This is a genomic window from Arcicella rosea (assembly GCF_014204325.1).
GTDB lineage: Bacteria > Bacteroidota > Bacteroidia > Cytophagales > Spirosomataceae > Arcicella > Arcicella rosea_A.
Genome location: NZ_JACHKT010000019.1, coordinates 62,084 through 77,682 on the forward strand (window position 1 = coordinate 62,084; position 15,599 = coordinate 77,682).

Here is a 15,599-nt window from a genome sequence, read left to right on the forward strand (position 1 = left end):
ATTTAATAGGTGAATTGAAATACTATGTACCAAAATTTTAAACTCACAACTCATCACTCACAACTCTTAACTCCTACAAATCTCCTTTTAATTGATAAGTCAACACAGGTAAAGGAGAACTAATGATTACTTGCTTAGATTTACTTGGGTCAATAATCTGACTTAAAAAGTTACGGTGATGTGCAGCCAAGACAATTAAATCAGCACTTTGGGCTTTGGCTGTTTTCAAAATACCATCTGTTACATTTTCGGCAGTAACCTTTGTAATCTCAAAGTCTTCTTTCACAAAAGTACCCTTAATCTGGTCTATAAATTGTTGGTCAGATTGAATATCAGGTTCAAAAGAAGCTTCCACTTTTACTAGATTCACTTTAGCACCAAGCTTCTTAGCCAATGCAAATACTTCTGCCAAAACATCGCATTCTTCATATTCTAGTTGAGTAGCATACAAAATTTGTTTGATGCCTACATTTTCTAATTGTTGCGGAATTGCTAATACTGGGATAGAAGCCTTAGCGGTAATATGTGCCGCATTACTTCCGATTAATTTATTAAAAAATCCACCAGAGCCAGTTCTACCAATGATTAATAAATCAATTTCATGTTCAGCAATGGCATCAAAAACCCCAGAAGAAACATCATTGAGTTCAAGCAAGGTTTCGTGTTCGATTCCAGCCTCCTCAAGCTGTTTTACTAAAGGGACAAATTTAGCTTTCATACTTTCATGCTGTTCATTCATTGCCTCTTGCATCATCAACGAATCCGCATAAACACCAGGCTCTACAAAATATGGCAAATAAGTATGTATTAAATAAACTTTAGCCTCATAAACCTTTGCGATGAGCGAAGCATATTCCAAAGCTTTGTGAGAATTCTCGGAGAAATCTGTTGCAACTAAAATGTTTTTCATGGTTTTGTTGGTTTAATATGAAATTCTTTTGAAATCTATCTTTATTTCTAATTTTAAATATTAGCTTTTATATGAAAATAGCTATGTCCTAAGTATTATACTTTTATTAAAAAATACGATAGTTCAATATTTTCTTTATGTCTATCCATTACAACAAAAAATTATGCTAACCTCATTGAAAGTATTTATATCAGAATAAATGTTCTCAACAAATTTGATAATTTTACACACTCATTAATTTTATCCTACTAATACTGATACTATTTAGTTAACGCAACCTTAAAACTACCATTTGATGAACGACAATAAGTACTTAACCTTTATCACAGACGAGCATCTGCTTTACTGTATTAGTAATCTTCATTCGGCTTATCTGAAAGCAAGAAGTAATGTTACCAAAAAGAATTTTTATTCGAATAAAGTTGACACAATAAAGCTTACTTTCGATGCAAAGTTTAATGATATTGATGAGGAGAACCTTATTCAAGCGGAAATTTTAAGGCAAATTGATAAATCTTTCAATAATTCAATTGGTACTTTTCACGAGCAAATTTTAGGTGGAATTGATGGCTTTGAAATAGGTAATTTAAGTGGTTTTGATGTTAAAGCAGCAGACGATACGCTTTTCGCTGATATAAAAAACAAGCATAATACAATGAATAGTAGCTCTGCTGAAAGTCTATTTCAAAAATTAGCACGATATGCCGACAACTATAAACAGGCAAAGTGCTATTGGGTACAGATTTTGGCAAAAGGAAGTTTTAATGAACGTTGGACAGGTGAAATAAATGGCAAAGAATACAGTCATAGCAGAGTTTTTAAAATTTCTGGAGACCAATTTTATGCTTTACTTACTGGACAAGAAGATGCACTTTATCAATTATACAAAGTACTTCCTCTTGCCATTGAAAACTATCTTAGTTCATTAAATCAGCAGGTAGCATCAACAAAGAATTCGGCTTTGGATGAAATCAAGTCTGAAACGATTGTTTCTGAAAGAAGTATTTTAGACCAAATAACTGTTGAAAACTACGGATATTATTTCGGTTTCGATAAACTGTAATATCGATTCAAAAAGTTGATAATAGAATAACCCACTTCACGCCCTAAATTTACAGGAACAGCATTTCCTATTTGTTTATACTGCTGTGCGATAGAACCCTCGAACTGCCATTCATCTGGAAAGGTCTGGATTCTGGCATACTCCCGAACGGTAAAAGGGCGTGTTTCATCTGGATGACAACGTTCTGTTTGTTTTTGTGCAGGACTACAAGTAAGCGTAAGACAAGGTTCGTCCCAACCAATTCTACGAGCAATACCTGTTTTTCCTCCTCCTAAAAAGAAACTTCCACCCATAAATTTCTTCTGAATATCTAAAGGTAAATCACGCCAATATCCTTTTTGAGGTACTAAATCAAGTACTTCTATTTTACTTTTAGGATATTTTGCCCCTTCAGATTTTGGCACATCGCTTTCAAATAGTTCTCCTTTTTTTAATGCTTCACTGAGATTATAGATTTTCTTATAAGGCTTCGGATATTCATAGTTTAGATTAATATCTTTTCTAATTCCTACTAAAATCAATCGTTCTCTTTTTTGAGGCACTTTATAATTAATAGCTTTTAATACTTGTACAGGAACTACATTATACCCAATTTCATCTAAAATAGAAATCATTCCTTGCAAAGTCTTTCCATTATCATGACTTAATAAACCTCGAACATTTTCACCAATACAAATTGGTGGATTTACTTCACTAACAACCCTTGCAAATTCATAAAATAGCGTTCCACGAGCATCCGCTAAACCTAGTTTTTTACCTGCATAACTAAAAGCCTGACAAGGAAAACCACCCGTTACAACATCCACTTGATTGTGATATTTTGAAAAATCGAAATCTTTTACATCCCCTTCTAGCACTTCCCAATTTGGTCGGTTTTTACGTAATGTTTGGCAAGCCCATTTGTCAATTTCATTGAGTGCCACACATTTAAGTCCAGCTTTCTCCATCCCTACAGCCAAACCACCAGCACCAGCGAACAATTCTAATACTTTATATTCATTTTCAGGCTGAACAAAATTAGAGATTGTTTCTTTCGTATCATTAGCGAAAAAAATAGCAAAAAGAGACTCTACTTCTTGTCTTTTATAAACCCTATAATTACTCATAGGCTCACGAACTGCTGACAATTTACCTTCTCTGTCCCACCTTCTTAATGTTTCTTTACTTTTACCTATTAATTCAGAAGCTTCTGTTAATGTCAAATATTCATTCATAACCAAATTGTTTAACCTTACACAATGGTTACAAATTTATAGCTAAAAACAATCCCTAACAAATGAAGCGCTCAAAAAAATGGCGTTAATTTATCCTCAAAAAACATCAATCAAAGTAATTTAAAAAACATAAAATCCTCTTTACACCGTCTGTGAAAACAGTTTTCTCTCTGTATTTTCTTGAAGCATTCGTTTGTCAAAAGCCATACAGATATTACGAATAAATGGGCGACCTGCTGGATTTACTTGTAATGAATTCTCATCATAAGTCAACAATCCATCTTGTTTAAAACCTTCTAGTTTCTCAAAAAGGACTTGTTTTTCTTCAAAACTAAATTCATCGTCTTGCCAAGAAGTAGCAAATTGACACATAATATCCAATATTTGCTGACGCACCGTGAGGTCTTCATCCGTTAAGATATGTCCTTTCAAAATTGGCAACTGGTCGTTTTCAATCATCGTTTGGTACTCATCAATATCTTTAACATTCTGAGAGAAAGCAGCCCATGAATCACTAATGGATGATACCCCTAAACCTAATAATACTTTGGTTTGAGTAGTAGTATAACCCATAAAATTACGGTTCAATGTGCCGTTTTGCATGGCTTTGTACATAGAATCGTTTGGCAAGGCAAAATGATCCATGCCTATTTCTGCATAGCCATTTTCCTCAAAAAGTGTTCTCCCTGTTTCGTATAATTGACGCTTGAGCGCTGCTGAAGGCAAATCTTCATCCCTAAAACCACGCTGACCGTTTCCTTTAATCCACGGTACATGTGCATACGAGTAAAAAGCCAGTCTGTCGGGCTGTAACTCAATGGTTTTAGAGATGGTATCTTGAATAGATGAAATTTGTTGAAAAGGTAAACCAAACACTAAGTCATGACTGATAGATTCATAACCAATCGCTCTGCTCCATTCTGTTACTTGTTTTACATTTTCAAAAGGTTGAATGCGATGAATGGCTTTCTGAACGATGGGGTCATAGTCTTGTACACCAAAACTTACTCGTTTGAAACCTACCTCATATAATGTTTTTAGATGTTGATAAGAAGTATTATTTGGATGTCCTTCAAAACTGAATTCATAATCTGTACTAATATTGGCGTGTTTTACAATTCCATTGATTAATAAATCTAGCATTTCAGGAGCAAAGAAACTTGGCGTTCCGCCGCCCAAATGAATTTCTGTGATTTGTGGTTTTTCTGAAAAATACTTTAAATACATTTCCCATTCCTTCAAAACAGCTTCAATATATGGTTTCTCTACTTGATGATTCTTGGTAATTCGTTTATTACATCCACAAAAAGTACAAAGACTTTCGCAATAAGGTAAATGAATATATAAGCTAATACCAGTTGCCGTATTAGTACTTCTGAAAGTATCAGTTAAAGACGAAAGCCAAGCCTTTTCGCCAAAACCTTCATTTTGCCAAAAAGGAACTGTTGGATAGCTAGTATAGCGTGGCCCTGGAACGTTGTATTTATTAATCAATGTGTTCATAGTTCAAAATTACTTGCAAGTACTAAGCTCCTCTTATGATTTTTATCAGTTTAGATACTGATAAATCCTTGCCCCTACTCTGACTTATCTCATGGGTGGAACGAGCCTTTTAGCCGAATTTTGAGGCATCAAACATTTCTAAAATCTTCAAAAAATGCAAGTTATCTTCTTTATGATTGGCGTGAGTTTATTGATGGCACTGGGTTTTCTGGGAGCTTTCTTCTGGTCGATGTCTAAAGGACAAAACGATGATTTGCACACACCCGCTATGCGGATTTTGTTTGAAGACAAAGAATAAAACCATCCCACCATGAAAAACAACACACAAACCACGAACAGTCAAGAGCACAAAAAATGTACTTGCGACAAAGACTGCAAACGTTGCAAAGCACTAAAAGAAATTGACTTTGAGCTAATTAACCAGAAATAAATAATATTATGTCAGCGATCAATACCAATGTAGAACATTTTGAGTACGATAATAAAATAGTCCGAAATTTTGCACTAGCCTCTATCATTTTTGCGATAGTGGGCTTGCTTGTCGGAGTACTTATTGCTACTCAACTTTTTATGCCTTCTGCCAACATTACGCAGTACTTTACTTTCGGGCGTATTCGTGCATTACACACTAATGCCGTAATTTTCGCTTTTGTAGGAAATGCTATTTTCGCAGGAGTTTATTACTCTTTACAACGCCTTTGCAAAGCTCGTTTGTTTAGCGATTTATTGTCGAAGATTCACTTTTGGGGTTGGCAATTAATTATCTTGTCAGCAGCGATTACACTTCCTTTGGGAATGAGTACTTCGAAAGAATACGCCGAACTAGAATGGCCAATTGATATTGCCATTGCTTTGATTTGGGTAGTATTCGGAATTAATATGTTCGGTACTATTTTAAAACGCCGTGAACGTCATTTGTATGTAGCCATTTGGTTTTACATTGCTACTTTCGTTACGATTGCTTTATTACACATCATTAATTCATTAGCCATTCCAGTATCTTGGACAAAAAGTTATTCGATTTATGCAGGTGTACAAGATGCTTTGGTACAATGGTGGTACGGACACAACGCTGTGGCTTTCTTCTTGACTACTCCATTCTTAGGTTTGATGTATTATTACTTACCTAAAATGGCTAATCGCCCAGTATATTCTTATAAATTATCAATTCTTCACTTTTGGTCATTAATTTTCTTGTATATCTGGGCGGGACCTCACCATTTACTTTATACAAGTTTGCCAGACTGGGCACAATCATTAGGAACAGTATTCTCAATCATGCTGATTGCTCCGTCTTGGGGTGGTATGATTAACGGTTTGCTTACACTTCGTGGTGCTTGGGATTCAGTAAGAGAAGACCCAAGATTAAAAATGATGGTAGTTGGTATTACCGCTTATGGTATGGCTACTTTTGAAGGTCCAATGCTTTCTTTGAAAAACATCAATGCCATTGCCCACTATACCGACTGGATTCCTGCACACGTACACGTAGGTGCTTTGGGTTGGAATGGTTTCCTTTCTTTTGCCATCATGTATTATATGATTCCAAAAATCTACGGCAATGAAATGTTCTCTAAAAAATTGATGAATGCACACTTCTGGTTAGGTACTTTAGGGATTTTATTCTGGGCAGTTCCAATGTATATCGCAGGATTTACACAAGGAATGATGTGGAAAGAGTTTACTGCAGAAGGTAATTTGAAGTACGGTAGCTTCTTGGAAACTACGCTACAAATTATTCCAATGTATATGATGCGTGCTTTTGGTGGTTTGTTGTACTTGTCTGGTGCATTGATTGGTGCTTATAATATTTTCAAAACAATGTTGGTAGGTAAATTAATTGCCAACGAAGCAGCACAAGCTCCAGCTTTAGAAAAAGTATTCGTAGCACAAGGTTCTGATACTTACTGGCACAGATGGTTGGAACGTAAACCAATGCCATTATTAGTAGGTGCTTTAGTGGTGGTTGCAATTGGCTCAATGATAGAATTAATGCCGACTTTAATGGTAAAATCTAACGTACCAACCATTGCGTCAGTAATGCCTTATACGCCTTTGGAATTAGAAGGTAGAGATTTATACATTCGTGAAGGCTGTGTTTCTTGCCATAGTCAGATGATTCGTCCATTCCGCTCTGAAACCGAACGTTATGGTGAATACTCTAAAGCAGGTGAATTTGTGTATGATCACCCATTTTTATGGGGTTCAAAAAGAACTGGTCCAGATTTGCATCGTGAAGGTGGCAAGTATCCAGATTCTTGGCACTATCACCACATGAGAGAACCAAGTTCAATGTCGCCAGGCTCTATTATGCCAGCTTATGATTGGTTACTATCACAAAAATTGAATATCGCTGACACAAAGAATAAGCTAAAAGCGATGAAAACTTTAGGTGTTCCTTATGATGATTATGCAATAGCACATGGTGAAGAAGATTTGAAAATTCAAGCAAAAGGTATTGCAGATAATTTAGCAAAGGAGGGAATCAAAGTAGCACCAGATAAAGAAATTATCGCTTTGATTGCTTATTTACAAAGAATCGGTACTGATATTAAAAAAGGACAACAATAGTTTTATTGGTTTGGCTTATTGTAAAAGTTTATGAGTTTAAAGTATATGAGTCTATTGCTAATAATACTTTAAGCCAAACCAGTTAAAATCTAAACACATAAAACGATGTTCAGACAATTATTAGATAAAGTTCAAGGAGCGGACGTTCCGATGATTACTTCTCTTCTCATATTCTTTGTGTTTTTCTTGATGGTAGGAGTTTATCTGTTCATCATTGATAAAAAGCACGTCCAATACATGAGTAATTTACCATTGGAGGAAAATAATTAAGAAAATCAGATGAAAAAGATATTTATATTCTCATTGCTATTAGGCTCGCATCAAATATTTGCAGCCGATACTCCACAAAAAGAGTACTTTTTCGGTGGTGTCAAAACGATTGAAGACCTGCTTATGGTTTCGTTATTGGGCATTTTAATCATTACTTGCATCGCTATTTGTTTCTTGGCATATAGCTTACAGCAAAAAGTAAAAGCTATTTTGAATCCATCAAAACAAACCGACGATGCGTATGAACAAGCCATGAAAAACCGTACTTTCTGGCAAAAAATCGCAAGTTTGAAACCTTTGTCGATGGAGAAAGACTTGGAAATGGAGCATAAGTACGATGACATTGCCGAGTTAGATAACCCTACGCCGCCTTGGTTTATGTATCTTTTCTATGCAACTATCGTATTTTCAGTAGTGTATTTAATTGGTTTCCACATTATTGGCAATGGAAAAATCATGACCAATGAATACGCTGAGGAGGTTTCAATTGCTGAAAAAGCTAGAGAAGACTACATGAAGAAATTTGCGAATACAGTAAATGAAGACAACGTAAAAGCTTTGACCGATGCCAAAGCATTAGAAAGTGGAGCGAAACTTTATTCACAAAACTGCATAGCTTGCCACGGTGAAAAAGGGGAAGGAAAAGTTGGGCCAAACCTTACTGATGAATTCTGGCTTCATGGTGGTTCTGATAAAAATATTTTTCATACTCTTACTGAAGGAGTACCTGAAAAAGGGATGATTTCTTGGAAAAAAACATTAAACCCAATTCAAATTCAACAAGTAATGAGTTACATTGTTTCTTTGAAAGGCACTAATCCACCAAATCCAAAAGAACCACAAGGAGAAAAGTATGAATCTTCTGAGGCTTCTACAGATTCAACTGCTAACAAAACCACAAGTGCTATTTCGTTGAAATAATCATCTTAAATCCCCAAAGCGTTTTTACTCTTTGGGGATTTGCTTTCTAACATTAAACAAGATAAAATCGTATTACGATAATTATCTACAAGAATTATGAAACAAGCAAAAATAGATACGAGTAATTATCGAGATCACCTCTCGAACGTCACAGAAACAGGTAAAAGAATCTGGATTTATCCTCGTATCGTCATCGGAAATTTTTATAAGCTTCGTACTTATTTCTCTTGGTTATTGTTGGGCTTACTCTTCGGACTTCCATTGCTTGAAGTAGATGGTCACCCTGTGTTTCTTTTTAATGTCATTGAAAGAAAATTTATCTTTTGGGGAGTAACTTTTTTTCCGCAAGATTTCCACTTAGTTGCCATTGGTTTGCTTACTTTTATTGTATTTGTTATTCTATTTACAGTTATTTTCGGAAGAATTTGGTGCGGTTGGGCTTGTCCACAAACCATTTTTATGGAAATGCTTTTCAGAAAAGTAGAAGTATTAATTGAAGGCGACCACAATGCACAAAGAAGGTTAGATAATGAGCCTTGGACTACTGAAAAAATCTGGAAGAAAACCCTCAAACACAGTATTTTTGTATTACTCTCATTTCTGATTGCGAATACTTTCTTAGCATATATTATCGGCAAAAGAGAACTATTTTCCATCATTTTAGATAATCCTCTTGAACATTTAGTAGGACTTTTTGCCATTATCATTTTCACTGCTGTTTTTTACTTTGTTTTCGCTCGTTTTCGTGAATTGGTTTGTATTGTCGTTTGTCCTTATGGTCGTTTGCAAGGCGTAATGTTAGATAAAAAATCTATCGTAGTCGCTTACGATTTCTTACGTGGCGAACCTCGTGGCAAAAAACAAACTCCTGAAGAGAAAGAAAAAGCGTCGGTAGTTCATGGTTCTTGTATCGACTGTAAAATTTGCGTACAAGTATGTCCGACAGGTATCGACATCCGAAATGGTACGCAATTAGAATGTATAGGCTGTACCGCTTGTATTGACGCTTGCGACGAAGTAATGGATAAAATCAGTGAACCACGTGGATTGATTCGATATGCTTCGCAAGAAGGTATAGAACAAAAAACAAAGCTTAAATTTAATCTTAGAATTGCCTCTTACTCTTTTGTGTTAGTGGCTTTGTTGAGTGTTTTGGCTTATTTATTATTGACTAGAAATATCGTTGAAACTACCATTTTGCGTGCACCAGGTTTGACTTACCAAGAAAACAAAAACGGTACTGTTTCAAACCTTTATAATGTTCAGGTTTTAAATAAAAGTTATCAAACAATGCCGATTCAATTAAAAATTAATCAGCAAAATGCTCAGATTAAAATGATTGGAAAAGCAATTATCGTTCAGCCAGGCGAAGTGGCAGAATCTTCATTTTTTATCGAAATTCCGAATAAATCGTTAACTGACGGAAGTGTGAAAGTGGAAATTGAAGTAATTTCTGAAGGAAAAGTAATTGATCATGTAAAGACAAAGTTTTTAGGGCCGATTTTGTGATGGAAGAAGCAAGAGACAAGATTTTAGAAACAAGAAAAATAGAAGTGAGAAAACAGCTTTAGGGTATTTTGCATCCTCACCAGCACCCTCCAAATCTTCATTCTTTCATCTTGCATCTTGCCTCTTGCTTCTCACAAGCAACTTTTTTCATCTAAAAGACTAACAAAGCTCATATTTTTTTCACGAATTGCACCTTAGCTTTGAACCATAAAATTAACATCATGAATTGGGGAAAATCAATCGTTTTATGTTTTATCATCTTTGCTGGTTTTATCGGCACGATGGTTTACAAAATGGCTACTACAAACGTAGATTTAGTCAATAAAGATTATTATAAAAACGAAATCAATTACCAAGAACAAATCAATAAAAGCAAGAATTCGTCAAATCTCAATATCCATAATACTATGACTTATTCCTCTGAAAACCAAACTTTAAGAATCGGATTTCCGACCAACGTAAATGATGGAAGTGTAACATTCTTTCGTCCTTCGGATAAACGTTTAGACTTTACCGTCCCTGTTAAAAAACAAACTATTTTCAATTATTCTACCGAAAAATTAGAAAAAGGTAAGTGGAAAGTACAAGCTACTTGGACAGACGGCATCAGAGAATATTATTTAGAAGATGAGTTTATTGTTCGTTAATCGATTTTAGACGTAGTCATTAACCATTTTTAATCTTTCAGTGACACGGAATTCAATTCCGTGAAACACCATTTTAAGCATGAACATTCTTTTTTCCATCGCTTTCATGACGGGTTTGGCTGGCAGTTTTCATTGTGTTGGTATGTGTGGCCCGATTGCCCTAGCCTTACCTGTCGGAAAGCTTAGTACAATTCAAGCAACTTTTGCACGTGTTTTGTACAATCTGGGAAGAATAATTACCTACGGAACGCTGGGTTATATTTTTGGATATTTCGGAGGAGAATTTTTTGTAGCGGGTTTTCAACAACAATTATCTATTTCAATTGGAGTATTGATGCTCATGTTGATGATTCCGAGTAAATCAATTCATTTTAATCCATTTCATCGAATTACAAGTATTTTAAAAAAAAGTGTCGGCTCGTTGCTAAATACCCACTCACTAATTAGTTTTTTAATTTTAGGCGTTCTCAACGGACTTTTACCATGTGGCACTGTATATCTTGCTTTAGCAGGTGCAACAGCTACCACATCTCCGATTGAGGGTGCTATTTTCATGGCACTTTTTGGTTTAGGAACTGCACCATTGATGTTTTCAGTAAGTATTTTACCTAAGTTTTTGAGCTTAAACGTTCGGCAAAAAATCAACAAATTTCTTCCGATTTACTCATTCATATTAGCTAGTTTTTTTATTTTTAGAGGTTTGAATTTAGGTATTCCGTATATTAGTCCAAAATTTGAAAAAGTACCGATTAGCCAACAAATTCCAATTTGTCACGAAAAAACAAAAAATTAACCAAAAATATTTATAATTATATCTTTTGAAACTCGTTATTATTAATATGCGTTTCAATAGCATAAACCTGAATTAAACTAACATTGCCATGAAAAAAATACTTGTTCCAACCGACTTTTCTAATCTGTCATTACTTGCTTTAGATACAGCAGTAGAAATCGCTCAGCAATCAAAAGCAGAAATATTACTTTTCCATGCACAGCCAATGCACTATATGGTTAGTGCAGACCCATTTCCTGTGACGATGATGCCAAATTTAGATTTGGATTTATATAAATACGAAGTAGAAGATGCCACTAAAAAACTCCACGAAATTGCAGACGCACCCATTTATGAGGGCGTGACGATTACTCCAATTTTAGGAGATAGTTATCTCCCAATTGAAGATGCCATCACACAACAATCTGATGTAGATTTAATCGTGATGGGTTCTACTGGTGCTGATGGATGGAAAGATTTATTAAGTCGTTCAAATGCAGAATCAGTCATCAGAAATTCACATTGCCCAGTATTGATTGTCAAAGAATCTGACAAAAAGTTCAAGATGAAACGCATCATGGTAGCGGTAGATTTTGAAACAAGAGTTTCGACAGAATTTATCAAAAAATTAAACAGCACAAAAGCTAAAATCACTTTTGTGTATATCAATACTCCTGATGGTTTTGAAGATAGCCATACCACCACCGAAAAAATGTTCAAACTAGGTGAAGAATTGGGTATCAAAGAAATAGATTTCTTGATTTACAATTATTACAGCATTGCCAAAGGTATTATTGCTTGTGCGAAAGACATGAAAACAGATATGATTGTTTTAACGACTAATAGTAGAAAAGGTTTAAGTTTACTTTTTGCAGGAAGTGTAACTGAAGACGTTGCCAACCATTCAGAAATTCCTGTTTTAGCATTGGTTTAAGTAAAATTTTTCTTTGGAGCGACTCTTTCACAAAAGGGTCGCTTTTATTTTTAATAAATATTTAGATAGTTATCTAAATATTTATTAAAAATAATTTTGTTTATCTGTTTTTATTTAGACATTTGTCTAAATATTTACCAACGAGTAAAAAACAAAAAAATGAATACTCTTTTTAAAGCCTTTAATGATGCTACCAGACGAGAAATTTTGGAGATGCTGAAAGATGGAGATATGACGGCAGGTGATATTGCGGATAAATTCAACATGAGTAAACCCAGTATTTCGCATCATTTAGATTTGCTCAAACAAGCCGATTTGGTAGTTGCTGTAAAACAAGGACAGTTTATTACTTACTCTCTGAATATGACCGTCATGGACGAAGTATTAGCTTGGTTTGTACAGTTCAAATCATCGGTAAAGAAAGAAGAAATAGCTTTACCCAAAGTTGAAAAACCACGCATTCGTTTACAAATCAATAAGCAGTGATTGGTAAATAGCGATTGGTGATTATCATTTCAAATACCTAATTACCAATTACTTATAAAAATAAATAAAATTATATTCATTCTATAACAATTTCTAAATTTAATAAAACATGAAACTTAAATCTGTATTGTTGGAAATCTTGATTGTGCTTTTTATAGCTGGGTCTATTTATATTACAATTAATTACAAAGATGGGCTTAATAAAGAGTCTGACTATGCCATCGGTATAGCTTGTGGTGCATTGTTTGGGCTGTACTTACATTTTTGGACAGTTAAAAAAGACCTCAAGCTTACTGAACATTTGAACATAGATAAAGCTATCCAAACTTGGCGGTATCTTATGCTTTTTTTTGCTATCAGTTTTTTTGTGATGTCCTATTTATATGTAGAAGAAATCATCTTAAATCCAAGAATTGCTTGCGTAATGGTTTTAATTTGGATGATGGCTATCGGTAACTATCGTGCAAATATTGAGCCTAATCAAGAAACAGTCAGTGTTTATTTTGACGATGAGGAAATTAATAAAAAATCGAAAAGATTTTTGGGGAAAATTCAGGTTTTCGGAGCATTAATAACGATTACACTGGTGTTGATTTTGCCCGAAAATATCAATTATTATTCTATTGGGATTTACTTTATTTCATTGTTGTTACTTCCGTATTTATACGCCCGAAAACTTCATAAAAAGAAATTTGCTTGAGCTTCTGTACAAGTCGTTTCTCTGAAAAGTGAATAATCCATTACCTTTGTGTATGGATTATTTCAAAAAACTACTCAACTTACTAAAAACTGAAAGAGATGAAAGTCTGAATCAGTACATCCAACTTACTGAAAAATCATCCGTTAGCGAACGCCGTGCGAACGGACTTACTTGGTATCCTATTGCGATTCGAGGTTCAGAAATTGGTCGTGGAGATTACCTTTCGGTCGAAATCGAACGCACTACTCATCAAGACCTTCCTCATCAATTTAGGTTTGGAATGCCTGCTGTACTTTTTAGTAATCACGACCCACAGAATGATAGAATTGAAGGAACGATTTCGCATCAAAACGGAAATCGTTTAAAAATTACGTTGAAAACCGATGAGTTGCCTGAGTGGAGTAGAGATGGCAAATTAGGCATTGATGTTTTGTTTGACGACAATAGTTTTGATGAAATGCAGTCGGCACTTAAACAAGCTGATATATTGGCTGAAAAATACGAAAGTAATTTAGTAAAAGTATTGATTGGCGAAAAAACACCAACTTTTCAAGAGAACTTACCAAGCGTTTCTATTCCCAGTTTGAATACTTGGCAAAATGAAGCGGTCAATAAAATATTATCTGCCAACGAATTAGCCATCGTTCACGGCCCGCCAGGTACTGGAAAAACTACTACTTTGATTCAAGCAATAAAAGCTTTGATTCAAAAAGATAATCAGAAAATACTTGTTGTTGCACCAAGTAATACTGCTGTTGATTTATTGAGCGAAAAACTGCACGAAGAAGGTTTAAATGTATTGCGTGTCGGAAATCCAGCCAAAGTAAACGAAAAGCAATTAGCCCTTACTTTAGATCATAAAATGGCTGACCATTCTATGATTCGTGAGGCAAAAAAGCTCAAAAAGCAAGCTCAGGAATATAAAAATATGGCTCATAAGTATAAGCGAAGTTTTGGGAAATCGGAACGTGACCAACGCAAATTACTTTTCGACGAAGCCCATAAAATTATGAAAGAAGTCGGCAATACCGAGCAGTACATCATCGACGATTTGGTGGCGAAAGCACAGGTAATTACGGCTACGTTGGTTGGTGCCACGCATTATACCATAAGAAATTTAAAGTTTGATACCGTTATTATCGACGAAGCTGGACAAGCTTTAGAACCTGCTTGTTGGATTCCGATTCTGAAAGCCCAGAAAGTAATTTTGGCTGGTGACCACTGTCAATTATCACCAACGATTAAATCAAGTGAAGCCGCAAAAGCTGGGCTGAACGTTACTTTATTTGAAAAATGTATCGCTCTACATCCAGAATCTGTTACTTTATTGGCTGAACAATACCGAATGCACGAGCAAATTATGGGTTATTCTTCACAAGTATTTTATCAGAATAAACTCAAAGCACATAGTTCGGTGGCAAATCATACGCTTAAAAGCGATAATACGCCACTATTGTTTATTGATACTGCGGGTTGTGGATTTGAAGAAAAAATTGAAGGAACAAGTTCCACCAATCCAGAAGAAGCGGCTCTTTTGATGCGTCATCTATGTTTATTCAGTGATGAACTGGCATTGGAGTACAAACCAGAAAAGTTTCCTACTGTTGCCATTATTTCACCCTACAAACAGCAAATTAATTTATTAAAAGAACAATTGGCTCATACGCCTGCTTTGCAAATATTCACAGATAAAATTTCGGTCAATACAATTGATAGTTTTCAAGGACAAGAACGAGACATCGTTTACATCAGCATGACCAGAAGTAATGCTGAAGGGGCAATTGGTTTCTTGTCCGACATCCGTAGAATGAACGTAGCGATGACTCGTGCTAGAAAAAAATTAGTTATCATTGGCGATAGTGCGACACTCGCTCAATTTCCATTCTATGCAGATTTTATAGAATATGCCGAAAACCTAAATGCTTATCAAAGTGCTTGGGAGTTTATCAATTAAATTCACTGTATTCAATCAACAATTACACTAACAAATATCATAGTTTAAGGCTAGAGGAGGAAGTAATTTTGACACAAGAAAACGGATAAATAATCAATTTTTTATTCCAATAATAAAGTTAAGACAACAAGTATTTTTGTCTTTT

At 35.0% G+C, this 15,599-nt stretch carries 15 protein-coding genes; 12 read left to right on the forward strand and 3 right to left on the reverse strand.

What is annotated here, in order from left to right; genetic code table 11:
* Positions 1–73 precede the first annotated feature (73 nt).
* The gene (locus HNP25_RS13355; RefSeq protein WP_184134861.1) at positions 74–910 is read right to left on the reverse strand and encodes a universal stress protein; all 837 of its coding nucleotides are present in this window, start codon (positions 908–910) and stop codon (positions 74–76) included.
* Between the two features lie 295 nt (positions 911–1,205).
* Between HNP25_RS13355 and HNP25_RS13360 the strand changes: the two genes are divergently transcribed.
* Positions 1,206–1,973: an Eco47II family restriction endonuclease gene (locus HNP25_RS13360; RefSeq protein ID WP_184134863.1), complete on the forward strand. Its 768-nt coding sequence runs from the start codon at positions 1,206–1,208 to the stop codon at positions 1,971–1,973.
* Here HNP25_RS13360 and dcm read toward each other — a convergent pair.
* Together dcm and hemN are read right to left on the reverse strand one after the other, a co-directional pair.
* Positions 1,949–3,187: a DNA (cytosine-5-)-methyltransferase gene (dcm, locus tag HNP25_RS13365; RefSeq protein ID WP_184134865.1), complete on the reverse strand. Its 1,239-nt coding sequence runs from the start codon at positions 3,185–3,187 to the stop codon at positions 1,949–1,951. The two genes, HNP25_RS13360 and dcm, sit on opposite strands and share 25 nt — an antisense overlap.
* 141 nt (positions 3,188–3,328) lie before the next feature.
* Positions 3,329–4,690, reverse strand: coding sequence for an oxygen-independent coproporphyrinogen III oxidase (gene hemN / locus HNP25_RS13370; RefSeq protein WP_184134867.1), 1,362 nt, complete (start codon positions 4,688–4,690; stop codon positions 3,329–3,331).
* Positions 4,691–4,844: 154 nt separating this feature from the next.
* On the opposite strand from hemN, the gene ccoS reads away from it, so the two are divergent.
* The 11 genes from ccoS (at position 4,845) to HNP25_RS13425 (ending at position 15,454) form a co-directional block, all read left to right on the forward strand.
* On the forward strand, positions 4,845–4,988 hold the full coding sequence (gene ccoS / locus HNP25_RS13375; RefSeq protein ID WP_184134869.1) for a cbb3-type cytochrome oxidase assembly protein CcoS: 144 nt from the start codon (positions 4,845–4,847) through the stop codon (positions 4,986–4,988).
* 140 nt (positions 4,989–5,128) lie between these two features.
* Positions 5,129–7,261, forward strand: a complete 2,133-nt coding sequence (gene ccoN, locus HNP25_RS13380; protein ID WP_184134870.1) for a cytochrome-c oxidase, cbb3-type subunit I — start codon at positions 5,129–5,131, stop codon at positions 7,259–7,261.
* Between the two features lie 105 nt (positions 7,262–7,366).
* Complete coding sequence (locus tag HNP25_RS13385) at positions 7,367–7,531, forward strand: hypothetical protein (protein ID WP_184134872.1); 165 nt, start codon at positions 7,367–7,369, stop codon at positions 7,529–7,531.
* 9 nt (positions 7,532–7,540) lie between these two features.
* Positions 7,541–8,452, forward strand: coding sequence for a cbb3-type cytochrome c oxidase N-terminal domain-containing protein (locus tag HNP25_RS13390; RefSeq protein ID WP_184134873.1), 912 nt, complete (start codon positions 7,541–7,543; stop codon positions 8,450–8,452).
* A gap of 96 nt (positions 8,453–8,548) precedes the next feature.
* The gene (gene ccoG, locus HNP25_RS13395) at positions 8,549–9,961 is read left to right on the forward strand and encodes a cytochrome c oxidase accessory protein CcoG (RefSeq protein ID WP_184134875.1); all 1,413 of its coding nucleotides are present in this window, start codon (positions 8,549–8,551) and stop codon (positions 9,959–9,961) included.
* A gap of 221 nt (positions 9,962–10,182) precedes the next feature.
* Positions 10,183–10,608 carry a FixH family protein gene (locus HNP25_RS13400; RefSeq protein WP_184134876.1) on the forward strand — a complete coding sequence of 142 codons (426 nt, stop codon included), beginning with the start codon at positions 10,183–10,185 and terminating at the stop codon, positions 10,606–10,608.
* Positions 10,609–10,687: 79 nt separating this feature from the next.
* Positions 10,688–11,401, forward strand: coding sequence for a sulfite exporter TauE/SafE family protein (locus HNP25_RS13405; RefSeq protein WP_229202862.1), 714 nt, complete (start codon positions 10,688–10,690; stop codon positions 11,399–11,401).
* Between the two features lie 88 nt (positions 11,402–11,489).
* Positions 11,490–12,314 carry a universal stress protein gene (locus HNP25_RS13410; RefSeq protein ID WP_184134878.1) on the forward strand — a complete coding sequence of 275 codons (825 nt, stop codon included), beginning with the start codon at positions 11,490–11,492 and terminating at the stop codon, positions 12,312–12,314.
* Positions 12,315–12,473: 159 nt separating this feature from the next.
* Positions 12,474–12,800, forward strand: coding sequence for an autorepressor SdpR family transcription factor (locus HNP25_RS13415; protein WP_184134879.1), 327 nt, complete (start codon positions 12,474–12,476; stop codon positions 12,798–12,800).
* Between the two features lie 109 nt (positions 12,801–12,909).
* Positions 12,910–13,500 carry a hypothetical protein gene (locus HNP25_RS13420; protein WP_184134881.1) on the forward strand — a complete coding sequence of 197 codons (591 nt, stop codon included), beginning with the start codon at positions 12,910–12,912 and terminating at the stop codon, positions 13,498–13,500.
* Between the two features lie 52 nt (positions 13,501–13,552).
* Positions 13,553–15,454: an AAA domain-containing protein gene (locus HNP25_RS13425; protein ID WP_184134883.1), complete on the forward strand. Its 1,902-nt coding sequence runs from the start codon at positions 13,553–13,555 to the stop codon at positions 15,452–15,454.
* Positions 15,455–15,599: the final 145 nt, after the last annotated feature.

Bases quoted from the DNA above. Each gene is read 5' to 3' on its own strand.
- HNP25_RS13415 (WP_184134879.1), top strand. From the start codon at position 12,474: ATGAATACTCTTTTTAAAGCCTTTAATGATGCTACCAGACGAGAAATT.
- ccoS (WP_184134869.1), top strand. From the start codon at position 4,845: ATGCAAGTTATCTTCTTTATGATTGGCGTGAGTTTATTGATGGCACTG.
- hemN (WP_184134867.1), bottom strand. From the start codon at position 4,690: ATGAACACATTGATTAATAAATACAACGTTCCAGGGCCACGCTATACT.
- dcm (WP_184134865.1), bottom strand. From the start codon at position 3,187: ATGAATGAATATTTGACATTAACAGAAGCTTCTGAATTAATAGGTAAA.
- HNP25_RS13420 (WP_184134881.1), top strand. From the start codon at position 12,910: ATGAAACTTAAATCTGTATTGTTGGAAATCTTGATTGTGCTTTTTATA.
- ccoG (WP_184134875.1), top strand. From the start codon at position 8,549: ATGAAACAAGCAAAAATAGATACGAGTAATTATCGAGATCACCTCTCG.
- HNP25_RS13390 (WP_184134873.1), top strand. From the start codon at position 7,541: ATGAAAAAGATATTTATATTCTCATTGCTATTAGGCTCGCATCAAATA.
- HNP25_RS13355 (WP_184134861.1), bottom strand. From the start codon at position 910: ATGAAAAACATTTTAGTTGCAACAGATTTCTCCGAGAATTCTCACAAA.
- HNP25_RS13405 (WP_229202862.1), top strand. From the start codon at position 10,688: ATGAACATTCTTTTTTCCATCGCTTTCATGACGGGTTTGGCTGGCAGT.
- HNP25_RS13385 (WP_184134872.1), top strand. From the start codon at position 7,367: ATGTTCAGACAATTATTAGATAAAGTTCAAGGAGCGGACGTTCCGATG.
- HNP25_RS13425 (WP_184134883.1), top strand. From the start codon at position 13,553: ATGGATTATTTCAAAAAACTACTCAACTTACTAAAAACTGAAAGAGAT.
- ccoN (WP_184134870.1), top strand. From the start codon at position 5,129: ATGTCAGCGATCAATACCAATGTAGAACATTTTGAGTACGATAATAAA.
- HNP25_RS13400 (WP_184134876.1), top strand. From the start codon at position 10,183: ATGAATTGGGGAAAATCAATCGTTTTATGTTTTATCATCTTTGCTGGT.
- HNP25_RS13410 (WP_184134878.1), top strand. From the start codon at position 11,490: ATGAAAAAAATACTTGTTCCAACCGACTTTTCTAATCTGTCATTACTT.
- HNP25_RS13360 (WP_184134863.1), top strand. From the start codon at position 1,206: ATGAACGACAATAAGTACTTAACCTTTATCACAGACGAGCATCTGCTT.